The sequence below is a fragment of the Nocardia sp. NPDC003999 genome (genome assembly GCF_053604885.1).
In genome coordinates, this window is record NZ_JBSGIB010000002.1 from 432,230 (window position 1) to 458,209 (window position 25,980).

At 69.3% G+C, this 25,980-nt stretch carries 24 protein-coding genes; 14 read left to right on the forward strand and 10 right to left on the reverse strand.

What is annotated here, in order from left to right; genetic code table 11:
• On the reverse strand, window positions 1-3,023 hold a 3,023-nt coding region (locus ACWESM_RS05820), incomplete at its 3' end, for an ATP-binding protein (protein WP_452491042.1).
• Window positions 3,024-3,343: 320 nt separating this feature from the next.
• Between ACWESM_RS05820 and ACWESM_RS05825 the strand changes: the two genes are divergently transcribed.
• The 5 genes from ACWESM_RS05825 to ACWESM_RS05845 all read left to right on the forward strand — a co-directional run bounded on the left by ACWESM_RS05825 (window position 3,344) and on the right by ACWESM_RS05845 (window position 9,345).
• A complete protein-coding gene (locus ACWESM_RS05825; protein ID WP_356963715.1) occupies window positions 3,344-5,404 on the forward strand; it encodes an AMP-binding protein in 2,061 nt (686 codons plus the stop codon).
• 118 nt (window positions 5,405-5,522) lie between these two features.
• On the forward strand, window positions 5,523-5,909 hold the full coding sequence (locus ACWESM_RS05830) for a hemophore-related protein (RefSeq protein WP_355074921.1): 387 nt from the start codon (window positions 5,523-5,525) through the stop codon (window positions 5,907-5,909).
• A 122-nt stretch (window positions 5,910-6,031) separates the two neighbouring features.
• Window positions 6,032-6,745 (forward strand): response regulator transcription factor, encoded by a 714-nt coding sequence (locus ACWESM_RS05835; protein ID WP_355074922.1) that lies wholly within the window; start codon window positions 6,032-6,034, stop codon window positions 6,743-6,745.
• On the forward strand, window positions 6,742-8,118 hold the full coding sequence (locus ACWESM_RS05840) for a sensor histidine kinase (RefSeq protein ID WP_355074924.1): 1,377 nt from the start codon (window positions 6,742-6,744) through the stop codon (window positions 8,116-8,118). Before ACWESM_RS05835 ends, ACWESM_RS05840 begins: the two co-directional genes overlap by 4 nt.
• A gap of 57 nt (window positions 8,119-8,175) precedes the next feature.
• Window positions 8,176-9,345, forward strand: coding sequence for a YhgE/Pip domain-containing protein (locus ACWESM_RS05845; protein WP_364424971.1), 1,170 nt, complete (start codon window positions 8,176-8,178; stop codon window positions 9,343-9,345).
• A gap of 82 nt (window positions 9,346-9,427) precedes the next feature.
• Here the strand turns inward: ACWESM_RS05845 and ACWESM_RS05850 are convergent, their stop codons facing one another.
• The 4 genes from ACWESM_RS05850 to pdxH all read right to left on the reverse strand — a co-directional run bounded on the left by ACWESM_RS05850 (window position 9,428) and on the right by pdxH (window position 13,371).
• Complete coding sequence (locus ACWESM_RS05850) at window positions 9,428-9,787, reverse strand: FKBP-type peptidyl-prolyl cis-trans isomerase (protein WP_355074928.1); 360 nt, start codon at window positions 9,785-9,787, stop codon at window positions 9,428-9,430.
• 37 nt (window positions 9,788-9,824) lie between these two features.
• The gene (locus ACWESM_RS05855) at window positions 9,825-11,138 is read right to left on the reverse strand and encodes a citrate synthase (RefSeq protein WP_083880375.1); all 1,314 of its coding nucleotides are present in this window, start codon (window positions 11,136-11,138) and stop codon (window positions 9,825-9,827) included.
• A gap of 191 nt (window positions 11,139-11,329) precedes the next feature.
• Window positions 11,330-12,610 (reverse strand): MFS transporter, encoded by a 1,281-nt coding sequence (locus ACWESM_RS05860; protein ID WP_355074930.1) that lies wholly within the window; start codon window positions 12,608-12,610, stop codon window positions 11,330-11,332.
• Window positions 12,611-12,678: 68 nt separating this feature from the next.
• Complete coding sequence (gene pdxH / locus ACWESM_RS05865; RefSeq protein ID WP_364424975.1) at window positions 12,679-13,371, reverse strand: pyridoxamine 5'-phosphate oxidase; 693 nt, start codon at window positions 13,369-13,371, stop codon at window positions 12,679-12,681.
• A 121-nt stretch (window positions 13,372-13,492) separates the two neighbouring features.
• Between pdxH and ACWESM_RS05870 the strand changes: the two genes are divergently transcribed.
• Complete coding sequence (locus tag ACWESM_RS05870; protein WP_364424977.1) at window positions 13,493-14,641, forward strand: citrate synthase 2; 1,149 nt, start codon at window positions 13,493-13,495, stop codon at window positions 14,639-14,641.
• 110 nt (window positions 14,642-14,751) lie between these two features.
• The gene (locus ACWESM_RS05875; protein WP_364424979.1) at window positions 14,752-15,624 is read left to right on the forward strand and encodes a polysaccharide deacetylase family protein; all 873 of its coding nucleotides are present in this window, start codon (window positions 14,752-14,754) and stop codon (window positions 15,622-15,624) included.
• 25 nt (window positions 15,625-15,649) lie between these two features.
• Here ACWESM_RS05875 and ACWESM_RS05880 read toward each other — a convergent pair whose 3' ends face one another.
• Window positions 15,650-16,288, reverse strand: coding sequence for a hypothetical protein (locus tag ACWESM_RS05880; protein WP_355074937.1), 639 nt, complete (start codon window positions 16,286-16,288; stop codon window positions 15,650-15,652).
• A 64-nt stretch (window positions 16,289-16,352) separates the two neighbouring features.
• Here ACWESM_RS05880 and serC point away from each other — a divergent pair, with 64 nt between their 5' ends.
• From serC to ACWESM_RS05895, 3 genes are all read left to right on the forward strand, one after another.
• Window positions 16,353-17,477 (forward strand): phosphoserine transaminase, encoded by a 1,125-nt coding sequence (serC, locus tag ACWESM_RS05885; protein ID WP_355074939.1) that lies wholly within the window; start codon window positions 16,353-16,355, stop codon window positions 17,475-17,477.
• Window positions 17,478-17,687: 210 nt separating this feature from the next.
• On the forward strand, window positions 17,688-18,725 hold the full coding sequence (gene sepH, locus ACWESM_RS05890; protein ID WP_364424982.1) for a septation protein SepH: 1,038 nt from the start codon (window positions 17,688-17,690) through the stop codon (window positions 18,723-18,725).
• A gap of 273 nt (window positions 18,726-18,998) precedes the next feature.
• The gene (locus ACWESM_RS05895; protein ID WP_356963706.1) at window positions 18,999-19,742 is read left to right on the forward strand and encodes a DUF6928 family protein; all 744 of its coding nucleotides are present in this window, start codon (window positions 18,999-19,001) and stop codon (window positions 19,740-19,742) included.
• Window positions 19,743-19,769: 27 nt separating this feature from the next.
• Here ACWESM_RS05895 and ACWESM_RS05900 read toward each other — a convergent pair whose 3' ends face one another.
• Complete coding sequence (locus tag ACWESM_RS05900) at window positions 19,770-20,069, reverse strand: DUF2537 domain-containing protein (protein WP_355074945.1); 300 nt, start codon at window positions 20,067-20,069, stop codon at window positions 19,770-19,772.
• Entirely contained in the window at window positions 20,066-20,869 is an 804-nt protein-coding gene (locus ACWESM_RS05905; RefSeq protein ID WP_397275047.1) for a TrmH family RNA methyltransferase, read from the reverse strand. The genes ACWESM_RS05900 and ACWESM_RS05905 overlap by 4 nt, the downstream gene beginning before the upstream one ends.
• 111 nt (window positions 20,870-20,980) lie before the next feature.
• Between ACWESM_RS05905 and ACWESM_RS05910 the strand changes: the two genes are divergently transcribed.
• The 3 genes from ACWESM_RS05910 to ACWESM_RS05920 all read left to right on the forward strand — a co-directional run bounded on the left by ACWESM_RS05910 (window position 20,981) and on the right by ACWESM_RS05920 (window position 23,050).
• Window positions 20,981-22,183 (forward strand): GNAT family N-acetyltransferase, encoded by a 1,203-nt coding sequence (locus ACWESM_RS05910; RefSeq protein ID WP_452491043.1) that lies wholly within the window; start codon window positions 20,981-20,983, stop codon window positions 22,181-22,183.
• 37 nt (window positions 22,184-22,220) lie between these two features.
• Window positions 22,221-22,622 (forward strand): YccF domain-containing protein, encoded by a 402-nt coding sequence (locus ACWESM_RS05915; protein ID WP_355074951.1) that lies wholly within the window; start codon window positions 22,221-22,223, stop codon window positions 22,620-22,622.
• 200 nt (window positions 22,623-22,822) lie between these two features.
• Complete coding sequence (locus tag ACWESM_RS05920) at window positions 22,823-23,050, forward strand: hypothetical protein (RefSeq protein WP_355074953.1); 228 nt, start codon at window positions 22,823-22,825, stop codon at window positions 23,048-23,050.
• A gap of 48 nt (window positions 23,051-23,098) precedes the next feature.
• Here ACWESM_RS05920 and ACWESM_RS05925 read toward each other — a convergent pair whose 3' ends face one another.
• Window positions 23,099-23,536: a MarR family winged helix-turn-helix transcriptional regulator gene (locus tag ACWESM_RS05925; protein WP_355074955.1), complete on the reverse strand. Its 438-nt coding sequence runs from the start codon at window positions 23,534-23,536 to the stop codon at window positions 23,099-23,101.
• A 116-nt stretch (window positions 23,537-23,652) separates the two neighbouring features.
• Between ACWESM_RS05925 and ACWESM_RS05930 the strand changes: the two genes are divergently transcribed.
• Window positions 23,653-23,892 (forward strand): DUF2530 domain-containing protein, encoded by a 240-nt coding sequence (locus ACWESM_RS05930; protein ID WP_355074957.1) that lies wholly within the window; start codon window positions 23,653-23,655, stop codon window positions 23,890-23,892.
• 9 nt (window positions 23,893-23,901) lie between these two features.
• Here the strand turns inward: ACWESM_RS05930 and ACWESM_RS05935 are convergent, their stop codons facing one another.
• Window positions 23,902-25,962: a neutral/alkaline ceramidase gene (locus tag ACWESM_RS05935; RefSeq protein WP_452491044.1), complete on the reverse strand. Its 2,061-nt coding sequence runs from the start codon at window positions 25,960-25,962 to the stop codon at window positions 23,902-23,904.
• Window positions 25,963-25,980 lie beyond the last annotated feature (18 nt).

Sequence of the window (25,980 nt, forward strand, 5' to 3'; positions counted from 1 at the left end):
GGCAGGCCGATGGACGGTTCACGCGACGGCAGGCCGGTAGCACCTGGCTCACGCGACGGCAGGCCGATGGACGGTTCACGCGACGGCAGGCCGGTAGCACCTGGCTCACGCGACGGCAGGCCGATGGACGGTTCACGCGACGGCAGGCCGGTGGCGCCCGGTTCACGCGACGGCAGACCCGTGACACCCGGCTCACGCGACGGCAGACCCGTGACACCCGGCTCACGCGTCGGCAGACCTCCCGCCGCCGACTCACGCTGCGGCACACCGTTCGAACCCGGCTGCCGCTGCGGTAGGCCGGTGGCGCCCGGTTCACGCGACGGCAGACGCGTCACACCCGGCTCACGCGTCGGCAGACCACCCGCCGCCGACTCACGCTGCGGCAGGCCGCCAGATGCGGACTCACGCTGCGGCAAGCCACCCAAACCGGAGTCACGCTGCGGCAAGCCACCCAAACCGGAGTCGCGCTGCGACAAACCACCCGCGGCCGATTCCCGCTGCGGCAGACCGCCGGAGGCGGACTCACGCTGGGGTAGACCGCCCAAACCGGATTCCCGCTGCGGCATGCCCTTCGAAGCGTCTCGCGGCGGCACGCCGTTGGTGCCCGGCTGGCGCTGCGGCAGACCGGTGCTCGGCTGCGGCACGCCGTTGGCGCCCGGCTGACGCACCGGTAGCTCGCCCGAGTTCGGCTCACGCGACGGCAGGCCGGTACCGGACGACTCGGCGGGCCCACCGGGCTGGCGCGGCGGCGGACCGCCGGGGCTGAGGTTGCGCTTGGGCAGGCTGGCCGCGGCGAGCTTGCCACGCTGCGGACCACTCGGCGCGGGCTGCCCCGGCGTGGGCCGCAGACTTGTAGCCGACTGCTGGTTCTCCGAGTGCATACCGGACGACGTCATCGCCGAACCCGGCTGCCGCTGCGGCAGTCCACCCGGTCCCGTGGGGATCGGTCCGCTGGACGAAGCGGTGGGCTTGGCGCTCACGGCCGGAATCGGGCCGCTCACCCCGGGATCGACGGTGACCATGACATTGCCCCCAGGAGTCCGCTGGACGGCCCGCATCTGCATGGACGACGGCGCCGACGGACGCTGTGGAGCGGCGGCCTGCGGCGAAGGCTGCGGGGTGACGGGCTGCCCCGCGCTCGGTTTGCCCGCGACGATGAGTCCGACGGGCACGTGCACGGTCACCGTCACGCCCGGATCGCGCGCGGTGTCGAAGGTCGGCCGCAGCCGCACGGTGAGACCGTGCCGCTCGGCGAGCCTGCCGACCACGAACAGACCCATGTGCCGGGCCGTGTCCGGCCCCGGCTCGGCGGTCTGCTCCAGACGGCGGTTGATATCGGCCATCTCGGCGGGCGGCATACCGATGCCGCGGTCGGCCACCTCGATGAGCAGTCCCTGATCGTGCGCCTGCGCGAACGTGAACTTGACGTCGGTCTCCGGCGGCGAGGCGCGCAGCGCGTTATCGAGCAGCTCGGCGAACAGATGCGCGAGGTCGGAGGCGGCGGGTTCCTTCAGCGAACCGCGCGGCGTGGCGCCGAGCTTCACGCGCTCGTAGTCCTCCACCTCGGAGATCGCGGCGCGCAGCACGTCGGCGATCTCGACCGGGGCGGACTTGGCGCGGCGCTGCCTGGTGCCCGCGAGAATCAGCAGGTTGTCACCGTTACGGCGCATACGGGCGGCGAGATGGTCCAGCCGGAACAAGTTCTCCAGCAGGCGCGGGTCCTTCTCGTCGTACTCCATCGCCTCGATGAGCGTGAGCTGATGGTCGACGAGCGACTTCGACCGCCGCGCCAAGGTCTCGAACATGTCGTTGACCTGCGAACGCATCTTCGCCTGGTCACTCGCCAGGCGCAGCGCCTGGCCGTGGATGTCGTCGACCGCGCGGGCGAGCTGACCGATCTCCTCGGTGCTACGCACCGGCATCGGCTCCAGCGGCACCTCTTCCGGCGAGGCGCCGGTGCGGAGCTGGGCGACCTCGTGCGGCAGGTCGCTCTCGGCCACGCGCAGCGCGGCCAACCGCAGCCGGTGCAGCGGGACGATCATCGAGCGGGCCACGAAGACCGCGAGCAGCAGCGCGGCGAGGATGGTCGCGATGACGACCGCGGTATAGGTCCACGCGTCCCGCTGGGCGGTGGTCACCAGCGAGTCCATAGCGGAGTCGATGTCCTTGGTCGCCTTGCCGACGACGTGCTCGTACACCGCGAGGCTGTCGGTCAGCGACTTCTTCAGGTCACCGACCGGAAGCTGGCCCGCCTGCGACTGCGGGCTGGTCAGCAGCGCGATCCTGGTGTCGATGCCCGCGCGCAGGTCGGCGATCGAGGTGTCGCCGTCGGCGAAGCGGTGCGCGAGCACGTTGAGCAGCGCGCGCTCGGTGTTGGAGGCGATGAGGAAGTTCTGAACGCCGGACTGCTGGGCGCGCAGCACCTCGGGGAAGGCGGCGAGCTCACTGACCAGGGTTGCACGGGTGTTGAGCGAGTCGACCAGCCGCAGTTTGGCCGCGTCCACCGCGGTGTCGCTGACCTGGCCGACCGTCGTCTCGACGATCCGGACGCTGTCGCTGCGGACCCGGTCGATCAGCGCGAGGGTGTCCGACGGCGGTCCGGTGGAGACCGACTTGCCCTGGGCGCGCACCCCCTTGGCCTGGGTGAGCATGCTGTCGATGGCCGCGCGCGCGCCCGGTACGCCGTCGAGTTTGCCGACCGCCTTCTCGGCGTTGGCGATCGCCTTGTCCAGGTCCGCCAGGTTCTGGTCGGTCACCACGGACTGGTTGGACCCCAGCGAGATCATCTGCGAGCCCGCTGTGGTGGCGGTCTGCGCGCTGAGCGCGGTGACCGAGGGGATGGCGGCGACGTTGTCCGAGATGTCGGCGAGCCGGTTCGAGTCCGCGAACTCCGACGAGATCCTGGATACGCCGAGGCCGACCGCGACCGCGAGAGGCACGGCGAGGACCGCCGTCACCTTCCAGCGCAGGTCCCAGTTGCCCAGCGCCCAGCGGCTACTGCCGGAGCTAGCGGCGTCACGCATCTCCCACTCACTTTCCAAACTGGCCTCTACCACGCGCCATCAACCGAACCTCCACAATCGCGTGCTTGGCTCGACAGGTGGAGCTGGCCGAGAGCTGCGGCTGGCCGAGAAATTGCGTCTACGACGGCCCAAATAAGTGACATCAGATTCTAACGGATCAATAACTTCTTGGGTGACGGGGCGTGATGTCGCGATCATTGACCTGCCGGTTCCAGGCAAAACCAAAGGTAGCGGCACCCACCCGGGCGTCGCGTGAAGTCTGCCACAATCAACCAGATCTATCGAGGCGGGCATCGAGGCGAGGCTAGGGAGTCACGGGGTTGAACGTGCGGCACGAGTACCGACCGGCCTACCAGACCAGCTTGGTGGATCCAGCCGAGTTCTGGGCCGGCGCGGCCGAAGCGATCGACTGGGACGTGCCGCCGACGCAGATCGTCGACAGCGGCGCCCGCCCGGTAGCCAGGTGGTTCTCCGGCGCCCGGCTCAACACCTCCTTCAACGCGCTCGACCGCCACGTCCACCCCACCACCCCCGACTCGCCGAGCCGCGCCGACCAGCCCGCACTGATATACGACTCGGCTATGACCGACGCCACCGTTGTCTACACCTACGCCGAGCTGCTCGACGAGGTGTCGCGGTTCGCTGGGGCGATGGCGCGGCTGGGCGTCGCCGCGGGCGATCGCGTGGTGATCTACCTGCCGATGATCCCCGAAGCGGTGATCGCGATGCTGGCCTGCGCCCGCATCGGCGCGGTGCACTCGGTGGTGTTCGGCGGCTTCGCGGCCCCGGAGCTGGCCGCGCGCATCGATGACGCCGAGCCGGTGTTGATCATCACAGCGTCCGGTGGCCTGGAACCGGGCAAGCAGATCGAATACCCGCCCATCGTGCTGCACGCGCTGGATCTCGCCGAGACGACCGCGCCGCGCACGGTGATCGTCAAGCAGCGGCCGCAGTTCGACACGATCCACTTTCCCGCGCCGCAGCCCGCCACCGAGTACCTGCCGAGTTCGGCGGAGACCGTGGCCGCGCAGTGGCTCGACTGGGACGACGCCGTCCGCGACGCGCCGCGGGCCGACCCGGTGTCGGTCGCCGCGACCGATCCGCTCTACATCCTCTACACCTCCGGCACCACCGGGAAGCCGAAGGGGGTGGTCCGCGACAACGGCGGGCACGCGGTCGCCCTGGCCTGGTCGATGCGCAACATCTACGACGTCGACGCGGGCCAGGTGATGTGGGCCGCCTCCGACGTGGGCTGGGTGGTCGGGCACTCCTACATCGTCTACGCGCCGCTGTTGGTCGGAGCCACCACGCTGCTGTACGAAGGCAAGCCGGTCGGCACCCCGGACGCGGGCGCGTACTGGCGGGTGGTGGACAAGCACAAGGTCGACGTGCTGTTCACCGCCCCGACCGCGCTACGCGCCATCCGCAAGGCCGACCCCGAGGCCGAGCTGGCCCACCGCCACGACCTGTCCTCCCTGCGCGCGCTGTTCTGCGCGGGCGAACGCCTGGACCCGGCCACCTACGCCTGGGCCGACGAAACCCTGCTCGCGGGCCGCTCGGACTGCCCCGTCGTGGATCACTGGTGGCAGACCGAGACCGGCTGGCCGGTCTGCGCGAACCCGCTCGGCCTGCAGCAGCTGCCGATCAAACCGGGCTCGGCCTCGGTACCGGTGCCCGGCTATCGACTACGCGTGCTCGATTCCTCCGGCAACGCGGTGGCGCCGAACACCGAAGGCAACATCGTCATCGGTCTGCCGCTGCCGCCCGGCACGCTGACCGGCCTCTGGCGGGACGAGGCCCGGTACGAGCGCTCCTATCTCTCCGCGTATCCCGGCCACTACCTCACCGGCGACTCCGGCTACTTCGACGAGGACGGCTACCTGTACGTCCTCGGCCGCAGCGACGACGTGATCAACATGGCCGGGCACCGGCTTTCGGCGGGCAGTATCGAGGCGGCCATCGCGGGGCACGAGGCCGTCGCAGAATGCGCCGTCATCGGGCTGCCCGACGAACTCAAGGGGCACCGGCCGCTGGCGTACGTGGTGCTCAAGTCCGGCGTCGACATCGATCCCGACCGGCTGCGCGACGAACTGATCGAGCGAGTGCGCACCCACGTCGGCGCGATCGCCACGCTGCACGACGCCATCGTCGTGACCGCGCTGCCCAAGACCAGGTCCGGCAAGATCTTGCGCAAGACCATCCGGCAGATCACCTCCGGCGAGACTTTCGAGGTGCCTTCCACCATCGAGGATCCGGCGGTGCTGGTGGCGCTGGAGCAGCAGATCCGCGCGGCGCGTCCCGAATGGCGGGACCCGGCGCACAGCACGGAGAACACCGACGACGTAGTGGCGCCGGACGTGGATCCGGTTGCGCCGTCCTGAGTTTCCGCACCGCCGTTAACGTCCTCAGAGTTTCCTCAGAGGATGTTCATGTCGGTGCCAGCAGTTCGAAATAGCCTCGAGACCGCCCGAAACCCCTCGATGATCTGGAGGCAGAGACATGAAACGTTCCGTAGGCCGCCCCGCCGTCGCCGCCGCGGCAGCAGGTGGAATCGCCACGGTCACGTTGCTACTGAGCCCCGCTATCGCCGCCGCGGGCCCGATGGAATACGCCGAGCCCCTGCTGACCTCGGACTGCTCGTTCGCCCAGGTCGACGCGGCCCTGCACGACAAGGCGCCGCAGCTGGCCGCGATGCTCGACGCGAACCCGAACCAGAAGGCCGAGTTGCAACGCAAGTTCGACCAGCCGGTCGAGCAGCGCAGGGCCGAATTGCGGCGGGCCATCGACGAGAACCCGGACGCGGCGCGCCAGGCGGAGAACGACCCGCGGACCGCGCAGTTGCGCGACACCATCCGCGTCGTGGCGGAGACCTGCCACAACTACTGATCCCGCGGAAACATGGGTGACTCGCCGGGCATTTCCGTATTCCGGCGGGTCATCCCCTGGTTCCGAACGCGAGTCCGCGCGCCGACTCGCACGACCGAAGATTCACGGAGGCGGGGAGCAGAATGGACGACGTGACCTCGACCTCGAACCCGACGGTTCTCGTCGTCGACGACGACGAGGACGTGCTCGCCTCGGTCGAGCGCGGGCTGCGTTTGTCCGGCTTCCAAGTCCTGGTGGCCAGGGACGGCGCACAGGCGTTGCGCAGTGTGAACGAGAACGCGCCCGACGCCATCGTGCTGGACATGAACATGCCGGTGCTCGACGGCGCGGGCGTGGTGACCGCCTTGCGCGCGATGGGCAACGAGGTGCCGATCTGTGTGCTCAGCGCCCGCGCGTCGGTGGACGACCGCATCGCTGGGCTGGAGTCCGGCGCCGACGACTATCTGGTCAAACCATTCGTGCTGAAGGAACTGGTGGTCCGGATCAGGGCGCTGCTGCGCAGGCGGTCGGACGTACCAGCCCCCGCGACCCCGGGAGCGGTCGCCATCGGCCCGCTCGAGGTGGACGTCGCCGGCTACCGCGCGCTGCTGCACGGCCGCGAGATCGAACTCACCAAGCGGGAATTCGAACTGCTGTCGACGCTGGCCAGGAACGTCGGAGTGGTGCTGAGCCGGGAACGTCTGCTGGAACTGGTGTGGGGCTACGACTTCGCCGCCGACACCAATGTGGTGGACGTGTTCGTCGGCTATCTGCGCCGCAAACTCGAGGTGGACGGCACTCCCCGGTTGCTGCACACGATCCGCGGCGTCGGGTTCGTGCTGCGAGCGCCGAAATGACGGTGCCCGCCGCCGCACCGCCGAAAACCCGTCGGCGCCGATCGTTTTCGCTGCGCACCCGCGTCGCGGGCGCGGCAGCCGCGGGCGCGATCATCATCGTGACGCTGATCAGCCTGATCAGCATCCGCGCCATCGAGCGCAACAACGTGCGGCAATCCGACCAGCAACTCGACGTCGCGGCGCGAATCGTGCTGATCGAGCCGCAGATCGCCGTCCGGTTCATCAGCCTGACCGGCTTGAACAACAACATGGCGGTGACCGTCCGGGACAACGGCGAGGTGGTCGCGAGCACGCCCACGGAACTACCCGAGTTGCCCACCGGCTCCCGCACGGTGCCGGTGGGCGGCACCCCCTACCGGATCCTGACCACCACCGAGAAGCAGCCCGCGGGCCGCGTGGTCGCAATCGGCATACCCGCCGCGGACGCGGCCGAGGCCACCGCCGAGCAGCAACGATGGGTGCTCGGCGGCGCGCTGCTGGCCATCGCCGCCGCCGCCGGGCTCGGCTGGTTGCTCGCGGGCGCTGCGGTGCGCCCGATCGTCCGGCTCACTCGGCAGGTGGGCGCACGCAGCGCGTTTCCCGATCCGAGCAATCCGCAGGCGCCGGTGGAGGGTGCGGGCGTGCACGAGGCGGAGCAATTGGCCGACGCGGTAAACACCATGTTGCAGCGGGTGGACCAGGCGCAGGCGCAGACCGCCGCCGCACTGGAGACCGCCCGCGACTTCGCCGCCGTGTCCGCCCACGAACTGCGCACCCCGCTGACCGCGATGCGCACCGATCTCGAGGTACTGCGCACACTCGACCTGGACGAGTCGCAGCGGTCGGAGATCCTGGGCGACCTGCAACGCAGCCAGGGCCGGGTGGAGAGCACGCTCGCGGCGCTGGAGCGGCTGGCCACCGGCGACCTGACCAATGAGCGCGACCACGTCGCTACCGACGTCGGCGACCTGTGCGACCAAGCCGCGCACGATGCCATGCGGCACTTCCCCGGCCTGGTCGTGCGCATCGATTCCGACGCCGAGCTGGTCACCCGCGGCCTGCCCGCCGGGCTGCGGTTGGCGGTGGACAACGCGCTGGCCAACTCGGTCAAACACGGCGGAGCGACCGAGGCCCTGGTCTCGGCGCACCGTGCGCCCGACGGCCACATCGTGATCTCGATCGATGACAACGGGCGCGGCATCCCGCCGCAGGAGCGCGAGGCCGTCTTCGACCGCTTCTTCCGCGGCAGCCAGGCGAGCAAGGGTGGGTCCGGACTCGGCCTCGCTCTGGTCGCTCAGCAGGCCCAACTCCACGGCGGCCGGGCCTATTTCGACGCGGGTACGCTCGGCGGCATCCGCTTGGTCCTGGACTTACCAGAGCGGTCGGCAACTTAGACAACTCTCAGAGAAACGCCAAGGGGGGCGCCAGAACTCGCGTTTAGGGTCTGCGGCGTGATCGGAAAACGCGCCCGCTGGGGCCTTCTCGTCGTCGCCCTCGTCGCAGCTGGAGCGCTCGGCGCCGGGCTCACCGCATGGACCGGGACGGATCGGGGGCCGACGGGGATCGCGCTGGTCAATGCCGATGCCGGGCCGACAGGGGCGCGCGTGGTCAAGGCGTTGCAGGACGCGGGCGGCTACGAATGGACCGCCGCGGCGCCGGGTGAGGCGAACACCGACGACTACGCCGCGGTGATCACGCTGCCCGCCGACCTCACGGCGTCTATGGGCACTTTGGCCGGGCCCGAACCGAAGCGGGCCAAGGTCACCGTGGACACGAACGAACACGCCGACGCCGACTTGGTGCACGGCGCGATGACCGCGGTGACGCACCGGATCGGCGCGGCAGGCGTCGACGCCGCGCTCACCGCCGTCGCACAGGCCAGGTCGCAGATGTCGCAGGTGCAGTTCAGCGCCCAGTTGCTCAACGCGGGCGTCGAGGCGGCCGCCGCGGGAGCCGACCAGTTCAGCTCCGGCGCAGATCAGTTGCTCGGCTTCCTGGAGTTCGCGAAATCCGGATCGGCGCAACTCACTTCGGCCATCGCGTTGCTGAACTCCACCGTCGACGGCGCCGCCGCGCAAGCGGGCCGGCTCGCCGCGGCCCTCGATTCGACCGGAATCACGATCGCGCAGGTGGAACGAACGGCGAACACGGTGAGCGGCGGACTCGACCAGATCCTGCCGCTGCTGCGCGCGCTGCCGTTCGCGAGCGACCCGGCACTCGCCGACATCATCGGGAAGCTGGAAGCGCTGCGCGGCGTGTCCGCGCAGGCGGGATCCCAGCTGACCGGCCTCGGCTCGCTCGTCGGCGGCGCGGTCGACCCCGACACCGATCTCGGCACCCTGCTCCGCACCGTCGTCGACCGCCTGACCAGCGCGAGCGCGCAACTGTCCGAAGGCGCGAAACTCGCCGAGGGCCTCCCGCAGCTCGCCGAACAGGGCGGCGCTCAACTGGTCGGCGCCATCGGCCAGCTCACCGGCGGTGTGAGCCAGCTACAGAACATCGTGCGCAACCTGAGCACGCAAACCGACAAGGCGGTGGCCGCGCTGCCGCAACGCAGCAGCACCCAGCAAGCAGCGCTGGCAGCGGCCCTGACCGACCCGGTCGAGATCGTCAGGAAGTAGATACGACGATGGCCCGTCTTCTTCTAAGAAGACGGGCCATACGCGAGCCATAAGAGGGCCGCGAACACGCGGCGCCGCCAGACTAGTTGGCGTTCAGCAGGTCGATCACGAAGACCAGCGTCTTGCCGGACAGGGGGTGACCGCCGCCAGCCCCGCCGTAGGCCAGCTCCGGCGGGATGGTCAGCTGACGACGACCGCCGACCTTCATCCCGGGAATGCCGTCCTGCCAGCCCTGGATCAGGCCGCGCAGCGGGAAGGTGATGGACTCGCCGCGGTTCCACGACGAGTCGAACTCTTCGCCGGATTCGAATTCGACGCCCACGTAGTGCACTTCCACGGTGCCGCCGGGCACGGCTTCTTTGCCCTCGCCCTCGATGATGTCCTTGATCACCAGCTCGGTGGGCGCGGGCCCTGCCTGGAACTCGATCTCCGGTTTGGTCATTCGGCTATCCCCTTCGATAGATGGTGGATGGATTTCGTCAGCGATTGTTGATCTCGCGGTAATCGCGAGCGCCGTAGCCGGTGTAGATCTGCCGGGGACGGCCGATCTTCAGCGGCTCGCTGTGCATTTCGCGCCAGTGCGCGATCCAGCCGGGGAGCCGGCCCATCGCGAACAGCACGGTGAACATGCGGGTCGGGAAGCCCATCGCCTTGTAGATGACGCCGGTGTAGAAGTCGACGTTCGGGTACAGGCGGCGCTCGATGAAGTAGTCGTCGGTGAGCGCGGCCTCTTCCAGGGCCTGGGCGATGTCGAACAGCTCGTCGTGGCCGCCGAGCTTGCTCAGGATGGCGTCGGCGTGCTTCTTGGCGATCGAGGCGCGCGGGTCGTAGTTGCGGTAGACGCGGTGACCGAAGCCCATGAGCTTCACCCCGTCTTCCTTGTTCTTGACCTTGCGGATGAACTCCTTGACGTCGCTGCCGCTGGCCTTGATGCCGTCGAGCATCTCCAGCACGGCCTGGTTCGCGCCGCCGTGCAGCGGGCCCCACAGCGCGTTGATGCCGCCGGACACCGAGGTGAACAGGTTGGCGTCGGACGAGCCGACCAGGCGCACGGTCGAAGTGGAGCAGTTCTGCTCGTGGTCGGCGTGCAGGATGAGCAGCATGTCCAGCGCCGCGGCGACCTCGGGGTCCACCTCGTAGGGCTCGGCCGGGAAGCCGAAGGTCATCCGCAGGAAGTTCTCCACCAGGCTCAGCGAGTTGTCCGGGTAGAGGAAGGGCTGGCCGACCGACTTCTTGTACGAGTAGGCCGCGATGGTGGGCAGCTTGGCCAGCAGCCGGATGGTGGACAGCTCGACCTGTTCGGGGTCGCGCGGGTCCAGTGAGTCCTGGTAGTAGGCCGACAGGGCGTTCACCGCCGAGGACAGCACCGGCATGGGGTGCGCGTTGCGCGGGAAGCCGTCGAAGAACCGCTTCAGGTCCTCGTGCAGCAGGGTGTGCCTGCGGATGCGGTCGGTGAAGTCCTCGAGCTGGGCCTGCGTGGGCAGCTCGCCGTAGATCAGCAGGTAGCTGACCTCGATGAAGGTCGAGGCCGCCGCGAGCTGGTCGATCGGGTAGCCGCGGTAGCGCAGGATGCCCGCCTCACCGTCGATATAGGTGATCGCCGACTTGGTCGGGGCGGTGTTCATGAAGCCCGGGTCGTACGTCACATACCCGGTGCTGGCCAGCAGCTTTCCCAGCTCGATCCCGTCGTTGCCCTCGGCGGCCCTGGTGACCGTCATCGGGAACTCGCCGCCGGGGTAGGAAAGGACCGGCTTGGCGTCGTCGTCGACGTTGATGATGTTCTCAGCGGGCACGGAAGGATCCCTCTCAGGCTAGAACCACAGGCACCGGCGCGGTGGCGCACGATGCGCTTGCCTCAACGCTAGCCGTTGGCCGACGCGGACAATACCGGAGGGTAGTCCTGCGGCGGCTCACAAACACGTCCCGGCGCGGTGAGGTCCGGTGGCTACCGCGAAACGCGGTCGCCAAGCGTTAGCACTGCACGTCACACGGCGATTTCGGCAGGAGCGCGACCGACACGGTAACGCGTGAAGGCCGGAAACGCGACCGCCGCGATCAGTACACCCACCACCACGAGCGCACCGCCGCCCGCCGCGGCTACAGCGGTACCCAGGCTCGCTGCCGCGAAACCGTGGGCAACATCACCGATGCGCGGGCCGCCCGCGACCACCACGGTGAACACCCCTTGCAGCCGCCCGCGCAGCTCGTCGGTGGCCACCGTCTGCAGCATCGTGACCCGCAGCGCGGCCGAGACCATGTCCACCGCGCCGCCGAAGGCCGAGCACACCAACGCAATCCACAGCCCGGCGCCGAGACCGAGACCGTGGCCGGTGAGCCCGACGGCGAGGCCGAAGCCGACCATGGCCAGCCCCCACAGCGCGATGCAGACCAGCACCGCGAAGCCCTGCCTGCGGATGCGCGGAATCCACCCGGAGAACACGCCGCCGAGCACCGCGCCCGCCGACATCGAGGCGAACAGCAGGCCGAGCGCGACGCCACCGGTCGCCGGGTCGCCGAAGGTCTCGTGCGCGATCTGCGGGAACAGCGCGCGCGGCATGCCGAACACCATGGCGATCACGTCCACCGCGAACGACGCCAGCAGCACCCGTTGCGTGGCGAGGTAACCGAAACCGTCCAGCACGGTGCGGAATCCGGCGCGGCGCACCGTTCCGGTCGGCGGCAACTCGGGCAGCCGCCAGACCGCCCACAACGTGGCCAGCAGCGCGACCGCATCGATCAGGTAGAGCGTGGCGAGCCCGACGACGGGAATGAGCACCCCCGCCAGCACCGGACCCGCGATGGCGCCGAATTGCATCACCGTCATGTTCAGCGAATTCGCGGCGGCCAGTTGGCCTTCCGGCAACAGGCGGGGGATGGTGGCGCTGCGGGTGGGCTGGTTCACCGCGAAGAACGCCTGCTGCACGGCGAACAGGCCGAGCACGAGCCACACGTTGTCCGCCCCTGCCACCGCTTGCAACCAGAAGGCCAGGGCGGTGAGGCCGGTGCCCGAGTTGGTGATCAGCAGGAGCCTGCGCCGATCCAGCACGTCGGCGAGCGCGCCGCCCCACAGGCCGAACACGATCAGTGGCACCAAGCCGAACAGACCGGCCAAGCCGACGTAACCGGAACTGCCGGTGATCTGGAAGATCTGCTGCGGAACCGCGACCACGGACAACTGCGCGCCGATCATGGTGACGATGCCCGAGCTCCAGAGGCGTCGGAAGTCCGGATTGCGCAGCGGAGTGGTGTCGGCGAGCAGTTTCACCGCCGCAGCGTAATCAGTCCTCCCCTCCGGATCGACGCGAGAATTCTCACGCCCGCGCTGGGAATACGTCAGGGCTGTAAGCGCTCGACCGTGGTCCCCGCGTCCTGGATCCGCACCCGGATGCGGTTGTGCAACCGGCCGCGCCGTCCCTGCCAGAACTCGACCTCGTCGGGACGGACCAGGAAACCGCCCCAGTGCGGCGGCACCGGGATCTCGTCGGTATCGGCGAATCGCGCGGTCGTCTCGGCCAGCGTGCGATCCAGTTCGGCCCGGGAGCCGATCGGCTGGGACTGGCGCGAGGCCCATGCGCCCAGCTGCGAGTCCCGCGGCCTGGAACGCCAGTAGGCCACCGTCGTCTCGGCGGAAACCCGCTCGACCGCGCCGCGCAAGTGCACCTGCCTGCCCAGCGCGGGCCAGACGAAGGTGACCGCGGCATACGGGAGGGCGGTCAACTGAGCGCCCTTGGCCGAGTCGTAGTTCGTGTAGAAGATCACACCCTCCGGGGAGAGCCCTTTGCACAGCACCGTCCGCGCGACCGGCCGCGGCGTGCCGTCGGCCAGCGACACCGTGGCCAGCACCATCGCGTTGGGTTCGGCGATGCCGACCGCGGTGGCCTGTTCGATCCAATGTCGCAGCAGCGGCTCCCAGCCGCCGGCGAGCCAGGTCTCGTCCAAGTCGACGTCGTCGTTGCCGCCGTGCGGTAGGCCGCCGTAGTCGACCCGCATGGCCGCGAGATCCGATGAATTGTCCAGGTCACGCATGGGGCAGACGTTACTCTTCGGTAGCGGGGAGCTAAGGTTTTGATGATCGGCATGTGCTCGTCAAATCCGACAACTTCCCATCGGCGAGAACATGCGACCCAAGTGCAAGGAGAGTCGCGACATGACTACCAGCCCCGCGGTTTCCGGTGGGCAGGCCACCGTTCCCAGCGATTTCGTCAGTGGCCTCGAGGGCGTGGTGGCTTTCACCACCGACATCGCCGAACCGGACAAAGACGGCGGCGCGCTGCGCTACCGCGGAGTCGACATCGAGAACCTGGTCGGGAGCCGGGTGACCTTCGGTGACGTGTGGGCGCTACTTGTCGACGGATCGTTCGGGCGCGGTCTACCGCCCGCCGAGCCGTTCCCGCTCCCGGTGCACACCGGTGACGTGCGCGTGGACGTGCAGGCCGGGCTGGCCATGCTCGCGCCGATCTGGGGCTACCAGCCGCTGCTTGACATCGATGACGAGACCGCTCGCGAGAACCTGGCCCGCGCCTCGGTGATGGCCCTGTCCTACGTCGCGCAGTCGGCGCGCGGCATCTACCAGCCCGCGGTCCCGCAGAAGAAGATCGACGAGTGCACCACGGTCACCGAGCGCTTCATGACCCGCTGGAAGGGTGACCCGGACCCGCGCCACACCGAGGCCATCGACGCCTACTGGGTCTCCGCCGCCGAGCACGGCATGAACGCCTCCACCTTCACCGCCCGGGTGATCGCTTCTACCGGGGCCGACGTCGCGGCGGCGCTGTCCGGCGCGATCGGCGCCATGTCCGGCCCGCTGCACGGCGGCGCGCCCGCGCGCGTGCTGCCGATGATCGAAGAGGTCGAGCGCACCGGCGACGCGCGCGCGCTGGTCAAGGGCATCCTGGACCGCAAGGAGAAGCTGATGGGCTTCGGTCACCGGGTCTACCGGGCCGAGGACCCGCGCGCCCGCGTGCTGCGCGCCACCGCGAAGCGGCTGGCCGCGCCGCGCTACGAAGTCGCCGCCGCACTGGAGCAGGCCGCCCTGGCGGAGCTGCGCGAACGCCGTCCGGACCGCGCCATCGAGACCAACGTGGAGTTCTGGGCCGCGGTGATCCTGGACTTCGCCGAGGTGCCCGCGCACATGATGCCCGCCATGTTCACCTGCGGCCGCACCGCGGGCTGGTGCGCGCACATCCTGGAGCAGAAGCAGCTGGGCAAGCTGGTCCGCCCGGCGGCCATCTACACCGGCCCCTCCCCGCGCAGGCCCGAGGACGTCGAGGGCTGGGCCACGATCGCGCACACGTAGCGCGACCACAGCGTCACGACCGCGAGCCGGACGTGACGGCGGAAGCTGTTGTCCCGCCGTCACGTCCGGCTCGCGTAGCATCCGGGAGGGGAAGCTAGAGGACTAGAGGGATGCTGGACGAAGGAATATCGAGGCGGCGGATGCTCGGCGTCGGCGCCGCTCTGGCCGCAGGATTCGCCGCCACCGGGTGCGGCACCACACAGAACACGGCTCTCACGCAGGCGCGCGCGTCGGTCGCGCCCGGCGCCACCACCGGGATGCGGGCCGCTCCCGTCTCCGCGTCCCTGGACGCGGGCACACCGGTCGCCGTCGCCGCCAGGCACGCCGGGATCTCGCCGAAGCGGTGGGGCGTCGAGATGGCGGGAATCACAAGTGCTTTCACCGCCGCGGGCAAACAGATGGCGCTCACTTTCGACGCCTGCGGCGGGACCGGCAACAACGACATCGACGAGTCGCTGGTGAACTTCCTGATCAGCGAGCGAATTCCGGCGACGTTGTTCCTCAACAAACGCTGGATCGATGCCAACCGCGCGCGTACCGCGCAGTTGGCGGCGAATCCGCTCTTCGAACTGGCCAACCATGGTGTGGCGCACAAACCGCTGTCGGTGAACGGCCGCGAAGCCTATGGCATCGCGGGAACCGCTTCGGCGCGGGAGGCGGCCGACGAAGTGTGGGCCAACCACGAGTTGCTCACCACGATCACCGGCAAGCCGCCGCGATTCTTCCGCGCGGGCACCGCGCATTACGACGACGTCGCGGTGTCCATCGTCAACGAATTGGGCGAAACCCCGGTCGGTTTCAGTATCAACGCCGATTTCGGCGCGACCGCGTCGGCCACTCAAGTGCAATCGGCGATGAATGCGGCCGCGCCCGGCGCTATTTCACTGGCCCATATGCATCGGCCGCGCTCCGGAACCGGAGCGGGGATGATCGCGGCGCTGCCGAAGATTCGCGCCATGGGTTTCACCTTCGTGCACCTGTAGCCGCTCGACCGTATTCGCCAGAGGTTTACTCCTCGAGCGAGGCGACCCAGTCGACGGCGACCGTGTCGCCGCGGTCCACTTCGAAGAAGGCGACCTCCAGATGCCTGCCCAGGTCGACCAGCCGGAGGGCGTGCAGCGGCACCGGCTGGACCAGCCGTACCCGCCACGGCTTGGGTTCGTCCCAGGCGCGCAGTTCGAGGTCCAGCCGCAGCACCGGGTCGTCACGACCGGAGTAGTCGGCCGCGACCGGCGCGGCGGCGAGCACGGTGGCGTCGGCGCGGCGGCCGTCGGCGAGGATCTTCGCGATGCTCGCCCGGCCCGCTTCTTCGAGGTCGGGCACGTACAGGACCAGGCGATCGCGGTCGCGCGGGTCCACCCGGCAGCACACCACGTCACCAGGCCGCATCCATTCCAGGTCCGCGTCCGGCACTCGCTGCCGCACCCGGCTCTCGTAGGGGAACTCGCCGGCCAGCTGCACGCGGACCCAGAACACGTGTCCCGGTTCGGTGCGGCGCGGACGCACGCCGAGGATCGTCGCGGTTCCCGCTTCCCCGCGGATCAACAACTCCCGCCGCATCGCGTCCGAGACCGTCGCGCCGCGCAGGCGGAGATTCCGCGCCCGCCGGCGCAGGCGCCACCCCGAGTTAGCTGACGGCATGCTCATGGGCGCTTACGTTAGCCGGAGTGTGGGCGTCGCCACAGCGACACCACCGACTACCCTGTTGGCCATGACCTCTGCGTTTCCGACCATTCCCGACGACCTCAAGCCCGCCGACGGACGGTTCGGCTGCGGCCCCTCCAAGGTGCGCCCGGAGCAGCTGCAGTCGCTGGTGAACGTCGGCGCCTCGGTGTTCGGAACCTCGCATCGGCAGAAGCCGGTCAAGGACGTGGTGGCGCGCGTGCGCTCCGGCTTGCGCGAGCTGTTCGGCCTGCCGGACGGCTACGAGGTGGTACTCGGCAACGGCGGCACCACCGCTTTCTGGGACGCGGCGGCGTTCGGCCTGGTCCGGGAGCGTTCGCTGCACCTGACCAACGGTGAGTTCAGCTCGAAGTTCGCCGCTGTCACCAAGGGCAACCCGTTCATCGGTGACCCGATCGTGGTCTCGGCGGAGCCGGGCAGCGCGCCGGAGCCGGTGTCGGACCCTTCGGCGGACCTGATCGGCTGGGCGCACAACGAGACCTCCACCGGCGTCTCCATCCCGGTGCGACGTCCCGCGGGCTCGGACCACGCGCTCATCGCCATCGACGCCACCTCCGGCGCGGGCGGCCTCCCGGTGACCATCACCGACGCCGACGTCTACTACTTCGCACCGCAGAAGTGCTTCGCCTCCGACGGTGGCCTGTGGGTCGCGCTGATGAGCCCCGCCGCGCTGGCGCGGGTCGAGGAGATCAAGGCGTCGGGCCGCTGGACGCCCGATTTCCTTTCGCTGCCGATCGCGATCGACAACAGCACCAAGGATCAGACCTACAACACCCCCGCGTTGGGCACCCTGCTGCTGTTCGCCGACCAGATCGAGTGGCTCAACAACAACGGCGGCCTGGACTGGGCGGTCAAGCGCACGCTCGACTCCTCCTCGCGCCTGTACTCCTGGGCGGAGTCGAGCGAATACGCCACCCCGTACGTCACGGACCCGGCGCACCGCTCGCAGGTGGTCGGCACCATCGACTTCGCCGACTCGGTCGACGCGGCCGCGGTCGCGAAGATCCTGCGCGCCAACGGCATCGTGGACACCGAGCCCTACCGCAAGCTGGGCCGCAACCAGCTGCGTATCGGCATGTTCCCGGCGATCGATCCGGACGACGTCAGCCAGCTGACCCGCGCCATCGACTGGGTCGTGCAGAATCTCGGCTGAGCGCCGCCTATTTCGGTCCGGAGTGCGCAACACGCCCGGGATCGACACGCCGCAGAATTAGCCATAGCGGAACGAACAGAGCAGATTAGCGGGGCACGGACGTCTCCGAGGAGATTTCCGTGCCGCGTGTCCTGCCCCATGAATCTCAGATGTGCACTACTGTTTCGGAAAGTGGGCGGTGTCGCGAGTCGACGCGATAAGGAGGTAACGGTGCGTGAACTTCGAGTGATCGGGGTGACGCCCGACTCCACGCACATCGTGTGTATCGACACCGAGTCCGGTCAGAAGTTCCGGCTGCCCGCCGACGACAAACTGCGAGCCGCCGCGCGCGGAGACCTTGCCCGATTCGGCCAGATCGAGATCGAAATGGAAGCAACTATGCGTCCCCGCGATATCCAGGCCCGTATTCGAGCAGGGGCCTCAGTGGAACAGGTCACCGAAGAATCCGGAATGCCGGCCAGTCGCGTCGAGCGATTCGCCTATCCGGTGCTGTTGGAGCGAGCCCGCGCCGCCGAACTCGCCCAGAAGGCCCACCCGGTCCGTCCCGACGGTCCCGCCGTCGACATCCTCATCGATGTGGTCACCGCCGCGTTCACCGCGCGCGGGCACAACATCGAGGGCGCCGAATGGGATGCCTGGAAGGACGAGAAGGGTTACTGGGTCGCCCAGTTGCAGTGGCAGAACGGACGATCCGAGATCGCCGCGCACTGGCGCTACCAGCCCGACGCGCACGGGGGTTCGGTTTCTCCGCTCGACGACCCGGCCTCCGATCTGATCGATCCGGATTTCGGACGCGCGCTGCGCGGACTGGCCACGATCGTGCCTCCGGAACCCGAGCCCGCGCCGCCGCAGCCGGAGCCGGTGGCCGAACCGCGTCCCGCCCCGGCCGCACCGCCCGCGCGCACCGCGAGCCGACAGAGCCAGCCGACGCTGGACGAGTACTACGAACAGCGGGCCGTCGCGGCCGGTGGCAGCGCCGCCGCGATCCCGCCGGGCAACGCCACGGCGCCCGCCGCGGCTACGCCTCCCGCGCCTCCCGCGGCCGCCGCCAACGCGACGCCTACCGCCGGTGCCGCCGCGCCACCGGCCGCCACCGTGGACACCCCCGCGCCGACGCCCGCCGCGCCCGAAGAGCCCGCGAAGCCCGCGGCCAAGGCTCCGGCGAAGCCGACGCGCAGCAAGCGCGGCAAGGCCCCGATGCCGTCCTGGGAGGACGTACTGCTCGGGGTACGCAGCTCGGGTCACTGAGCGCCGCCCGCCACCGCGGGTCTTCGTCGTACCGATCAGTCACGTCAGCGCGGTTCCAGGTACCCATCGCGGGACGCGTAAGCGCGCGAAATCAGTGGTCACGAACCGGCGTTCGCGGTGCGAAGCCGCACCGAGGCCGGTGCGGTGCGAGTAGATTTCGGTGTGGTCGACGACGAGCGCCGACGGTGACCGCAGCGATGCCGCGGCCTATGCCTTCGTGCGTTGCTCGAAGTTCGCTGAGTTCGATTCGTGCGACTATCGGGAGGTGCCGGAATGCTGTCCAAGGCTTGGTCGCTCTGGTACGTCGACGCACCGGACCCCCTGGCGGTACTGCGCGCGAACCACAACCCGGACCCCCAAGCCGCACTGGCACTGGCCAAGCAACTGCACCAGGACCGCGACGTGCAGCCGATCCTGGCAGGCACGCTGGCTGGTTGCGCGGGCCCGGCGATCGACGAGGTCTGCATCGGCTGCTTTCCGGGCGTGACGGTGCTGTGCTCGGCCCAGGCCGCGCGCATCCACCCGACCGAGATCCCGGAGTTGCTGGTACGTCCGCTGGCCTCGGAGCACACCTACCTGGTGTCGTTCGACGTCGAGCACGGCTGGGGCGCGTTCGCGCACTGGGAGCGCGGCGAGTTCCGCAGGTCGTTCAGCTCGACCCGGGTGTACATCCTGGAGGACGAGGGACTTCCGCTGGTATGGGAACGGTCCTACTGGGCCGGCGAGCATCCGGTGCGCTGGCGCGCGGGCGAACTGCCCGACCCTCAGTCGCTGCCGTTCGATCCGCCCGACTTCGCCGACGCGGCCAACAACGAATGGCTGGGTTTCCACTACCGCGGGGCCGCCGCATCCGGCGCGCTCGGCCCCGGGGACATACCTATCTGCAAGTTCGCACTGCACCCGAAGGGCAAGCTGCCCACCTCGGGGCTGCGCGGCTCAACCGACGGCGGGGCGCACACGACCTCGCGCAAGCGCGGCCTGTTCGGCTGGCTGCGCGGACACGACCCCGTCGGTTAGCCGCGTCGCCCCGCGGCACCGGCCGTGTCAACCGAATAGTCCGCCCAGCAGCAATATGACCCACCCGAGCAGCACGCCCGCCGCGCCGCCTCCGATCACCCACCGTGTCACCGGTGCGAAACGCCAACGCCATGCGGTGGGCGCGGCGCCGCCGGCCGCGACCAGATTCACCGCCACCGCGAGTAACGGATGCACTTCGGCCAGCGCGGCCCCGAAGGCATAGACCGCGACCGCCGACAGCAGCGCCACCAGGAACGCCACGGTGAGGCCCGCGCCCCACGGTGTCGGGTCCTGGTAGGACGGATACGGCCGGTACGGTCCGGTCACGCCGTCCTCACCCGCTCGTAGAACGCCATCGCGGCCGCGGTAGCCACATTCAGTGAATCGGTGCCCGGCGTCATGGGGATGCGCGCGCGGACGTCGGTGGCCCGCATGGCCTCCTCGGTCAGTCCCGGTCCCTCGGCTCCGAGCAACAACGCCACCCGCTCCCCCGTCATCGCCGCGGCCAGATTCGCCGCCGCCGGGTCGGGCGTGAGGGCGATGATCTGGAATCCCTTGCGCCGCAGTATATCCAGACCATCCGGCCAATCCGGCACGGATGCGAACGGCACGCGCAGCACATGTCCCATCGACACCCGGACGGCGCGGCGGTACAGCGGGTCGGCGCAGCGGTCGCCGAACAGGATCGCGTCGGCGCCGAGCCCGGCGGCATTGCGGAACATGGCGCCGAGATTCTCGTGGTCGTTGACGCCTTCGAGCACCGCGACCGTGCGCGCCTTCTCGATCACCTCGTCCAGGCCGAGACCGGTGGGGCGGCGGGCGACGGCAAGCACGCCGCGGTTGAGGTGGAATCCGACCACCTCGGCCATCACCTCGGCCGTGGCGCGGTAGTACGGCACGTCGACGGTCACCAGGTCGTCGGCGAGTTCGGCGCGCCTGCGCTCCACTCCGAGCAGGGCGGTCGGCGCGAAACGCGAATCGAGCATGCGCTGGACCACCACGACGCCCTCGGCGATCACCAGCCCTTTGCGCCCGGGTAGATCGGGCCTGCGATCGGCCGACTTGAGATCGCGGAAGTCGTCGACCCGTGGGTCGGCGGGGTCATCGATGTCGATCACTTCGGCCACCGCTCCATCCTGCCGGGCGGCCGCGGCCGGGTCCGAATCGGTGTTCGCCGCGCGGTCGCGGACGGCGAAAATGCGGTGCGGGCAGGTACGCGGGCATGGGATGGTCGAGGCATGACCCTGCCGGGAATCACCATTCGGTCGGCCACCGCGGACGACGCGGCCGCGATCACGACGCTGGTGGAGACCTCGTTCGGCACCCGCTACGACCCGGCCGAGGTGGACCAGAATCCACTGCTGTTCCCACCGGAGAACTCGATCGTCGCGGTCGAGGGTGGAGAGGTCGTCGGGCACACGCAGTCCACCACCATGACGGTGACCGTGCCCGGCGAGCGGACCGTGCGGGTGTGCGGCATCGCGGGCGTCGGCGTCGCACCGACGCACCGACGGCGCGGCATCCTCCGCGCCATGTACACCGAACAGCATCGGCGCGTCGAGGCCGACGGCTTGCCTCTGACCATGTTCACCGCGAGCGAGGGCGGCATCTACGGCCGATTCGGTTACGGTCCCGCGACACGGGAGAACGCGGTGGCCATCGAGCGGCGCTTCGCCGAATTCCTCCCCTCGGCACCCGATCCCGGCGGTGTGACGCTGCGCCCGCCGAGCGAGCTGCGCGCGGCGGCGGAGGCGATCTACGACCGATGGCGCAGGCTGGTGCCCGGCGCGCAGGTACGTCCTGCGGCGGCCTGGGACATCGTGTTCGATGATCCGCAACGCTACCGGGAGGGCGGCACCACCCTGTTCGGACTCCTGCACGCCGACGGCTACGCGCTGTATCGGTACCACGCGGACGGCAGGGCACGGACGGTGGAAGTCGCCGAGATGCGGACGGTCACGGCCGAGGCACACGCGGCCCTGTGGCGGGCCTTGCTCGGACTCGACCTGGTGCGACGGGTGGATGCCGTGCTCACCGACCACGACCCGCTGCCCTATCTGCTGACCGATCCCCGCCTGGTGCGCACCACCGCCCGCTACGACGGGCTGTGGCTGCGACTGATGGACGTCCCGGCGGCACTGACAGCACGCGCTTACGCGAGCGACTTGGACGTGACGCTAGAGGTGACCGATCCCTTCCGAAACGCGGGCGGCACGTTCGCACTGCGCGTGCGGAACGGAGAGGCCGAATGCGAGCCGACCGATCGCGCGGCCGATATCGAGCTGGGCATCGACGTGCTCGGCAGCATGTATCTCGGCGCGTATCCCGCGCGAGTGTTCGCCGCGGCGAACCGGTTGCGGGCGAAAGACGCCGCGCAGCTGCGTACCTTCGACGACGCCTTCCGCGCGGAGCGGGACGCGATGCTCGGTTGGTTCTTCTGACGACGCGCGGCGGGCCGCGGGCTGGCATGCTGGTCTCATGAAGCCGATTCAGCTGATCCTCAACATCCTGTGGCTCGTCTTCGCTGGATTCTGGCTGGCGCTCGGCTACATCGCGGCGGGGATCATCTGCTTCATCCTGATCATCACGATTCCCTTCGGCATCGCGTCGTTCCGGATCGCCGCCTACGTGCTGTGGCCGTTCGGCCGGACCACCGTGGAGAAGCCCGGCGCGGGCGCGGGCTCGCTGATCGGCAACATCATCTGGTTCATCGTCGCGGGGTGGTGGCTCGCGCTCGGGCATCTGCTCACCAGCATTCCGCTGTTCCTGTCGATCATCGGCATTCCGTTCGGCTGGGCGAACCTGAAGTTCATACCGATCTCGCTGTTCCCCCTGGGGCGGGAGATCGTGGACAGTGATCGGCCGTTCGGCGCGCAATAGCACCAGGTCCACCAGGGTTTCCATCGCTCGACGCCGTGGAAGAAGAGCTGCGCCATCTCGCGACGACACTGTGATCCGCATCACAGTGTGTTAACGAAATCACACCTCCGTGCGAAGGTTAGCTAGAAGGTAACTGATTTATTTCCAGTGCCCACAGCGTCCCGAGCGGGCGCCGAGCCGACCGCACGGAGGGCTCCACCATGACCGACCGAACCGCCCGCCGGGCCGACTCGGACACCGCGCCACTCGCGCCGATCGCGGTGACTTTGGGAGTGCTGCTGCTGATCGGCGCGGCCACCCAGCTCACACACCTGCCCCGATGGGCCGACGACTACGGAGTTCTGGTCTATCCGGCCTTCGTCCTGTGCCTGGCCATCGCGGGCGGCCTGCTGTGGTGGGGCGCCGGAATCATCCGGGCCAAGCGTTGATCCGAGCCTTCGGCGGCGTATGCGACGAACTCCGTTGCGGCCGTGGCGCTACTCGGATTCCGCGACGATCTGCTTCATGATCGCCACGGCACGGGTGAGCACGACGAGTTGGTCCTCGGTGAGCGTCGACAGCTGCTCGGTCATCCATGCCTCGCGGGCGCTGGCTTCGTCGGCGATGAGCGCGCGCCCCGCCGGGGACAGCGAGACGATGATCTGACGGCCATCGGTCGGATGCGGATTGCGCTCTACCAGATCCAGGTCGGTGAGCGAGGCGATGACGCGGGTCATCGACGGAGGCTGGACGCGTTCCTTGGCGGCGAGTGCCCCCGGGGTCATCGCGCCCTCGCGCGCCAGCGTGGCGAGCGCGGAGAGTTGAGTCAGCGAAATCTGCGAGTCGGCACGACGGCCGCGCAGGTGTCGCGTCAGTCGAACGACCGCCAGCGAGAGCTCACCAGCAAGGGCTCTGACATCCGATGGCGTTGTCACAGTGGCAAACGATACGGGACCGAGGGCGGCCGGTCGCGGCTTCCCGCCATGGTGCGGCCACCTCGTCTTCGCGCGGGCGGCGGACTCCTCCGAGCCGGGCCGATTAGGCTTGACCCGTGACACAGAACGTCCCGCAGCTTCCGCCGCGCCTGACCGACCCGCGCCCCGTGCTCGCGGTCGGCAGCGCGCTGTGGCTGATCGCCACCGTGGTGGTGTGGGCGGGCGGCGACCGGTGGGCGTCGGCACGTCCGGTCTGCCTGATGGGCCTGGTGGTGGGGCTGATCGGACTGGTCATCTATCTGGTTCAGCGCCGCGGCGCGCGGCGCGGGGACAAGGGCGCGCAGACGGGCTTGTAGCCGACCTGGTTACCTTCGGACCAGCTCGAATTCGTCGGTTGTGCCGGTGAGCGGGTAGAGCGCGCCGCCGGGATCCAGACGGGTGGCGTAGTGCTGGAAGCGATAGCGTCCCGGCTCGGCGTCGAGAGGGATGTCCCAGGTGAACCGGGCCACCGACTCGGCGAGCCCGCGCTTGCTCCAGTGGTATTTCACCGCCCACTCGCCCTCGTTGGCCACCCGCACCCATTCGCCGGAAGCATTCCTGCGCTGCACTTCCAGGAACGTCCCGTTACGCCGATTGTCGTGTTTCGGGTGGGCTGAGACGAATTCGGCCAGCACTTGGTCTCCGGGACCGTAGGACGGGTGCGGTTGCACGAGCACGTCACCGAAGTCGCGACCCGGCGCGGCCGCGTCCGGACCCGCGCCCGGCTGGAAGTTCGGTTGCAGCTGGGACACATCGCGCGGGGCCGGGCCGCGCGGCACCGGTCCACGGGCGGCGAATGCCGTAGCCAGACGGGTGAACTCCTGCTGATAGGCGCACAGCGTGTAGCGGCCGAACAGCGTCGAAGCGCCCTCGTACTGCTGGGAGTCGTATTCCTCTGGCGTGGTGACGTATTCGTGGTAGGCGTTCGCGTATCCCTGCATGAGCACCTGCTCCAGTGGGACGCTCAGCGCCGCGGCGACAGCCTTGCGAATGCGCAGGCCCGACGTGATGGTGAACTCGCCGCCCGCGGCGGCCAAGTAGAGCTCGCCGATGCGAACGAGCTGAATCGGCACCACATTCGGCACCCATGGCACCGGAGGCAGCAGGCCCAACGGCACCGCGATCGCTTTCGGCGCCTGCGCGTCCGCCAGCCAAACCGGCGCGGGCTGGGCCGGATCGCCGAGCGACTCGATAAACGGGTTGCGCACGCCCTCCGGGATCGGGCCGCCGGGCAGTCCCGGGCCGTCCTCGACGCTTCCCGCGATCAGCGAGACTCCCGCCGCGGCCGGTGCGGTGCGTCGCGGCAGGCCGTCCGGCGTGAAACGGCCGTCTACCGCGATGTCCGCCAGGTCGATGTAGCAGAGCGTCCCGTCGACCGGGCCGGAGATCGACCGGGCCTGGGCCACCGCTTCTTTCGACGCCGCGTACTGCCGCTCGCCGAGGATGCGGGTGTTCTCGAACTCGTCCTCGGTGGGACCGGAGCCTTGGCGCAGGTTCAGGTTCGGGGACATGTCACCGGCGTTGGTCTGCGCGAAGGCAGCGACGAACGCGGGCTTGCCGTCCAGGTAACGCACGCCGTGCTCGATGTGCTCGGCGGAGAACGCGGCGTAGCCCTTGTTGTCCGAGCTGATCAATCGGTTCGTGTTGGTCATGGACGTGTTGTGCGTGGCGAACCAGGTGATGGTCCCCGCCGTTCGCCCGCCCTTGCGCAAGACGAGAGTGGTCACCGCGGGGTCTATGGCATCCGGGAAATGCTGTTTGTCCGCAGGCGGATTGAGCTCCCAAGCCACGCGCGACCGATTCACACTCGCGTTGTGCAGCTCGGCGCGGCCGAGGGACAGCGAGCCGGGGCCGAGATCGGCGTGCGCGGCTGCGATCGCCTCGACGATCCCGTTCACCTCGGCGTCGTACACCTGCTGCTGGAAACCGAGGATGGACAGGTTATAGGCGTAGTCGTTGCTGGAGCCGCCGCAGGTCGCGTGCGAATGGGTCGATGTGAGCAGGACGTTCTGCTCGGTGTACAGGTCGCCGAAACGCCGGGCCAGTTCGGTCAGCACGCCGCGGTGGACGGACTGGAAGATCATTCCGTTCTCGGCGACCACGAAGACGATCCGCCGCCCCGCGCCGCCGATGATGAACGCCCGCGCCCGCGGGCGCAGGTGGATGCCCGCGGTCTGCTGCTCGAGCTGGGAGTAGCCCATCATCCCGCATTCGGCGGCCGGGCCGGTGATGTCGGAGAGTCCGACACCGATCTCGTAACCGCCGGGATCCGGTGCGGCGGCCGCCGGAACGCCGAGTGCGTCGCTCATCCCGGGCACCGTCGCGGCCGCGAGCGTGGCGGACCCGATCGCCGTCCGAGTCAGAACAGTTCGGCGTGACACCGGCATACCCGTCTCCTTCTGTCC

Excerpts from the sequence above, each read along its gene's own strand:
- ACWESM_RS05840 (WP_355074924.1), top strand. The coding sequence starts at position 6,742 with ATGACGGTGCCCGCCGCCGCACCGCCGAAAACCCGTCGGCGCCGATCG.
- ACWESM_RS05920 (WP_355074953.1), top strand. The coding sequence starts at position 22,823 with ATGACCGACCGAACCGCCCGCCGGGCCGACTCGGACACCGCGCCACTC.
- ACWESM_RS05935 (WP_452491044.1), bottom strand. The coding sequence starts at position 25,962 with ATGCCGGTGTCACGCCGAACTGTTCTGACTCGGACGGCGATCGGGTCC.
- ACWESM_RS05850 (WP_355074928.1), bottom strand. The coding sequence starts at position 9,787 with ATGACCAAACCGGAGATCGAGTTCCAGGCAGGGCCCGCGCCCACCGAG.
- pdxH (WP_364424975.1), bottom strand. The coding sequence starts at position 13,371 with ATGCGTGACCTGGACAATTCATCGGATCTCGCGGCCATGCGGGTCGAC.
- ACWESM_RS05880 (WP_355074937.1), bottom strand. The coding sequence starts at position 16,288 with ATGAGCATGCCGTCAGCTAACTCGGGGTGGCGCCTGCGCCGGCGGGCG.
- ACWESM_RS05875 (WP_364424979.1), top strand. The coding sequence starts at position 14,752 with ATGCTGGACGAAGGAATATCGAGGCGGCGGATGCTCGGCGTCGGCGCC.
- ACWESM_RS05915 (WP_355074951.1), top strand. The coding sequence starts at position 22,221 with ATGAAGCCGATTCAGCTGATCCTCAACATCCTGTGGCTCGTCTTCGCT.
- serC (WP_355074939.1), top strand. The coding sequence starts at position 16,353 with ATGACCTCTGCGTTTCCGACCATTCCCGACGACCTCAAGCCCGCCGAC.
- ACWESM_RS05835 (WP_355074922.1), top strand. The coding sequence starts at position 6,032 with ATGGACGACGTGACCTCGACCTCGAACCCGACGGTTCTCGTCGTCGAC.
- ACWESM_RS05830 (WP_355074921.1), top strand. The coding sequence starts at position 5,523 with ATGAAACGTTCCGTAGGCCGCCCCGCCGTCGCCGCCGCGGCAGCAGGT.
- ACWESM_RS05870 (WP_364424977.1), top strand. The coding sequence starts at position 13,493 with ATGACTACCAGCCCCGCGGTTTCCGGTGGGCAGGCCACCGTTCCCAGC.
- ACWESM_RS05895 (WP_356963706.1), top strand. The coding sequence starts at position 18,999 with ATGCTGTCCAAGGCTTGGTCGCTCTGGTACGTCGACGCACCGGACCCC.
- ACWESM_RS05910 (WP_452491043.1), top strand. The coding sequence starts at position 20,981 with ATGACCCTGCCGGGAATCACCATTCGGTCGGCCACCGCGGACGACGCG.